Raw genomic sequence first — 5,201 nt, forward strand, 5'->3', positions numbered from 1 at the left:
CTTCAGAACTAACACAGTGGACGCGAGCAACTGAGGACAAGCCCTCGGCCTATTAGTACCAGTCAGCTCCACCCGTTACCGGGCTTCCACATCTGGCCTATCAACCCAGTCGTCTACTGGGAGCCTTACCCTCTCAAGGAGGTGGGAATACTCATCTTGAAGCAGGCTTCCCGCTTAGATGCTTTCAGCGGTTATCCCTCCCGAACGTAGCCAACCAGCCATGCCCTTGGCAGGACAACTGGCACACCAGAGGTTCGTCCGTCCCGGTCCTCTCGTACTAGGGACAGCCCTTCTCAATATTCCTACGCGCACAGCGGATAGGGACCGAACTGTCTCACGACGTTCTAAACCCAGCTCGCGTACCGCTTTAATGGGCGAACAGCCCAACCCTTGGGACCGACTCCAGCCCCAGGATGCGACGAGCCGACATCGAGGTGCCAAACCATCCCGTCGATATGGACTCTTGGGGAAGATCAGCCTGTTATCCCCGGGGTACCTTTTATCCGTTGAGCGACGGCGCTTCCACAAGCCACCGCCGGATCACTAGTCCCGACTTTCGTCCCTGCTCGACCCGTCGGTCTCACAGTCAAGCTCCCTTGTGCACTTACACTCAACACCTGATTGCCAACCAGGCTGAGGGAACCTTTGGGCGCCTCCGTTACTTTTTGGGAGGCAACCGCCCCAGTTAAACTACCCATCAGACACTGTCCCTGATCCGGATCACGGACCGAGGTTAGACATCCAGCACGACCAGAGTGGTATTTCAACGACGACTCCACAACCACTGGCGTGGCCGCTTCAAAGTCTCCCACCTATCCTACACAAGCCGAACCGAACACCAATATCAAACTATAGTAAAGGTCCCGGGGTCTTTCCGTCCTGCTGCGCGAAACGAGCATCTTTACTCGTAGTGCAATTTCACCGGGCCTATGGTTGAGACAGTCGAGAAGTCGTTACGCCATTCGTGCAGGTCGGAACTTACCCGACAAGGAATTTCGCTACCTTAGGATGGTTATAGTTACCACCGCCGTTTACTGGCGCTTAAGTTCTCAGCTTCGCCACACCGAAATGTGACTAACCGGTCCCCTTAACGTTCCAGCACCGGGCAGGCGTCAGTCCGTATACATCGCCTTACGGCTTCGCACGGACCTGTGTTTTTAGTAAACAGTCGCTTCTCGCTGGTCTCTGCGGCCACCCCCAGCTCACGGAGTAAATCCGATCACCAGTGATGGCCCCCCTTCTCCCGAAGTTACGGGGGCATTTTGCCGAGTTCCTTAACCATAGTTCACCCGAACGCCTCGGTATTCTCTACCTGACCACCTGAGTCGGTTTAGGGTACGGGCCGCCATGAAACTCGCTAGAGGCTTTTCTCGACAGCATAGGATCATCCACTTCACCACAATCGGCTCGGCATCAGGTCTCAGCCTTATATGAGGGACGGATTTGCCTACCCCTCGGCCTACACCCTTACCCCGGGACTACCACCGCCCGGGCTGGACTACCTTCCTGCGTCACCCCATCGCTTACCTACTACAAGTCTGGGTCACCGGCTCCACCACTTTCCTTTCCCCGAAGGGTCCGGAACGGCTTCACGGGCTTAGCATCGCCTGATTCGATATTGGGCGTTTCAAAGCGGGTACCGGAATATCAACCGGTTGTCCATCGACTACGCCTGTCGGCCTCGCCTTAGGTCCCGACTTACCCTGGGCAGATCAGCTTGACCCAGGAACCCTTAGTCAATCGGCGCACACGTTTCTCACGTGTGTATCGCTACTCATGCCTGCATTCTCACTCGTGAACCGTCCACAACTAGCTTCCGCTGCTGCTTCACCCGGCACACGACGCTCCCCTACCCATCACAGCAGGCGTTGGCCCTATTGCTGCAATGACACGACTTCGGCGGTACGCTTGAGCCCCGCTACATTGTCGGCGCGGAATCACTTGACCAGTGAGCTATTACGCACTCTTTCAAGGGTGGCTGCTTCTAAGCCAACCTCCTGGTTGTCTCTGCGACTCCACATCCTTTCCCACTTAGCGTACGCTTAGGGGCCTTAGTCGATGCTCTGGGCTGTTTCCCTCTCGACCATGGAGCTTATCCCCCACAGTCTCACTGCCACGCTCTCACTTACCGGCATTCGGAGTTTGGCTAAGGTCAGTAACCCGGTAGGGCCCATCGCCTATCCAGTGCTCTACCTCCGGCAAGAAACACGTGACGCTGCACCTAAATGCATTTCGGGGAGAACCAGCTATCACGGAGTTTGATTGGCCTTTCACCCCTAACCACAGGTCATCCCCCAGGTTTTCAACCCTGGTGGGTTCGGTCCTCCACGAAGTCTTACCTCCGCTTCAACCTGCCCATGGCTAGATCACTCCGCTTCGGGTCTAGAGCGTGCAACTCAATCGCCCTATTCGGACTCGCTTTCGCTACGGCTTCCCCACACGGGTTAACCTCGCTACACACCGCTAACTCGCAGGCTCATTCTTCAAAAGGCACGCAGTCACGACGCATTGAGTAAACTCAATGCGCGACGCTCCCACGGCTTGTAGGCACACGGTTTCAGGTACTATTTCACTCCGCTCCCGCGGTACTTTTCACCATTCCCTCACGGTACTATCCGCTATCGGTCACCAGGGAATATTTAGGCTTAGCGGGTGGTCCCGCCAGATTCACACGGGATTTCTCGGGCCCCGTGCTACTTGGGAGATTCTTAAGCAAGCCGCTGATGTTTCGTCTACGGGGGTCTTACCCTCTACGCCGGACCTTTCGCATGTCCTTCGACTACATCAACGGTTTCTGACTCGCCGACCGGCCGGCAGACCGATCAAAAGAATTCCCACAACCCCGCATGCGCAACCCCTGCCGGGTATCACACGCATACGGTTTGGCCTCATCCGGTTTCGCTCGCCACTACTCCCGGAATCACGGTTGTTTTCTCTTCCTGCGGGTACTGAGATGTTTCACTTCCCCGCGTTCCCTCCACACTGCCTATGTGTTCAGCAGTGGGTGACAGCCCATGACGACTGCCGGGTTTCCCCATTCGGACACCCCCGGATCAAAGCTCAGTTGGCAGCTCCCCGGGGCCTATCGCGGCCTCTCACGTCCTTCATCGGTTCCTGGTGCCAAGGCATCCACCGTGCGCCCTTAAAAACTTGGCCTACAGATGCTCGCGTCCACTGTGTAGTTCTCAAGCAACGACCAGTCACCCATCACCCCACCAGACAAGCTGGCGAGTTCACTGGGGCCGGCATCACGAAGATAAGACCTTCCGGCCGTACCCTCAGATACCCAACAACGTGCCAAGCACGATCCCCTGTCAGTGAGTCACTTTCCACGCCGAAGCAGTACTTGTGATCCATCCAGGAAACCGTGCCAACTAATCAACGTTCCACCCATGAGCTGACCGTGCAGAACATTTGTCTGCAATCGGTACTGTGCTCCTTAGAAAGGAGGTGATCCAGCCGCACCTTCCGGTACGGCTACCTTGTTACGACTTCGTCCCAATCGCCAGTCCCACCTTCGACAGCTCCCTCCCTTACGGGTTGGGCCACCGGCTTCGGGTGTTACCGACTTTCGTGACGTGACGGGCGGTGTGTACAAGGCCCGGGAACGTATTCACCGCAGCAATGCTGATCTGCGATTACTAGCAACTCCGACTTCATGGGGTCGAGTTGCAGACCCCAATCCGAACTGAGACCGGCTTTTTGAGATTCGCTCCACCTCACGGTATCGCAGCTCATTGTACCGGCCATTGTAGCACGTGTGCAGCCCAAGACATAAGGGGCATGATGACTTGACGTCGTCCCCACCTTCCTCCGAGTTGACCCCGGCGGTCTCCTGTGAGTCCCCATCACCCCGAAGGGCATGCTGGCAACACAGGACAAGGGTTGCGCTCGTTGCGGGACTTAACCCAACATCTCACGACACGAGCTGACGACAGCCATGCACCACCTGTATACCGACCACAAGGGGGGCACTATCTCTAATGCTTTCCGGTATATGTCAAGCCTTGGTAAGGTTCTTCGCGTTGCGTCGAATTAAGCCACATGCTCCGCTGCTTGTGCGGGCCCCCGTCAATTCCTTTGAGTTTTAGCCTTGCGGCCGTACTCCCCAGGCGGGGAACTTAATGCGTTAGCTGCGGCACCGACGACGTGGAATGTCGCCAACACCTAGTTCCCAACGTTTACGGCGTGGACTACCAGGGTATCTAATCCTGTTCGCTCCCCACGCTTTCGCTCCTCAGCGTCAGTAATGGCCCAGAGATCCGCCTTCGCCACCGGTGTTCCTCCTGATATCTGCGCATTTCACCGCTACACCAGGAATTCCGATCTCCCCTACCACACTCTAGCTAGCCCGTATCGAATGCAGACCCGAGGTTAAGCCTCGGGCTTTCACATCCGACGTGACAAGCCGCCTACGAGCTCTTTACGCCCAATAATTCCGGACAACGCTTGCGCCCTACGTATTACCGCGGCTGCTGGCACGTAGTTAGCCGGCGCTTCTTCTGCAGGTACCGTCACTTTCGCTTCTTCCCTGCTGAAAGAGGTTTACAACCCGAAGGCCGTCATCCCTCACGCGGCGTCGCTGCATCAGGCTTTCGCCCATTGTGCAATATTCCCCACTGCTGCCTCCCGTAGGAGTCTGGGCCGTGTCTCAGTCCCAGTGTGGCCGGTCGCCCTCTCAGGCCGGCTACCCGTCGTCGCCTTGGTGGGCCATTACCCCACCAACAAGCTGATAGGCCGCGGGCTCATCCTTCACCGCCGGAGCTTTTAACCCCCGCCCATGCAGGCAGGAGTGTTATCCGGTATTAGACCCCGTTTCCAGGGCTTGTCCCAGAGTGAAGGGCAGATTGCCCACGTGTTACTCACCCGTTCGCCACTAATCCACCCCGAAGGGCTTCATCGTTCGACTTGCATGTGTTAAGCACGCCGCCAGCGTTCGTCCTGAGCCAGGATCAAACTCTCCATGAATGTTTACCCGTAATCGGGTGCACACGCACTTAGAGCGGGACAGTCATGTCGGAATAAGACCGACCGTCCACTGCGTCCTCGCTGTGTAATTGCCTGCAAGCATCACGACCGAAGCCGCGACCTCACAGGTCTTTTTCAAAGGAACCTCATCCACCGAAATGGACGGGGTATCAACTTTTGGCGTTGATTTTTGGCACGCTGTTGAGTTCTCAAGGAACGGACGCTTCCTTTGT

1 protein-coding gene and 2 rRNA genes are annotated in these 5,201 nt (G+C 56.7%); all 3 read right to left on the reverse strand.

The genetic code is table 11. The features are described 5' to 3' along the window. Positions 1-32: 32 nt before the first annotated feature. Positions 33-3,156: ribosomal RNA gene (locus ABZY57_RS31835) — 23S ribosomal RNA — on the reverse strand. 287 nt (positions 3,157-3,443) lie between these two features. Continuing rightward, a 16S ribosomal RNA gene (locus tag ABZY57_RS31840) occupies positions 3,444-4,968 on the reverse strand. Together the 16S and 23S rRNA genes form the textbook arrangement of a ribosomal RNA operon. 43 nt (positions 4,969-5,011) lie before the next feature. Beyond that, the coding region (locus ABZY57_RS31845) for a hypothetical protein (RefSeq protein WP_356517874.1) at positions 5,012-5,201 on the reverse strand (190 nt) is incomplete at its 5' end.

This window comes from Streptomyces sp. NPDC006450 (assembly GCF_040612195.1).
Taxonomy (GTDB): domain Bacteria; phylum Actinomycetota; class Actinomycetes; order Streptomycetales; family Streptomycetaceae; genus Streptomyces.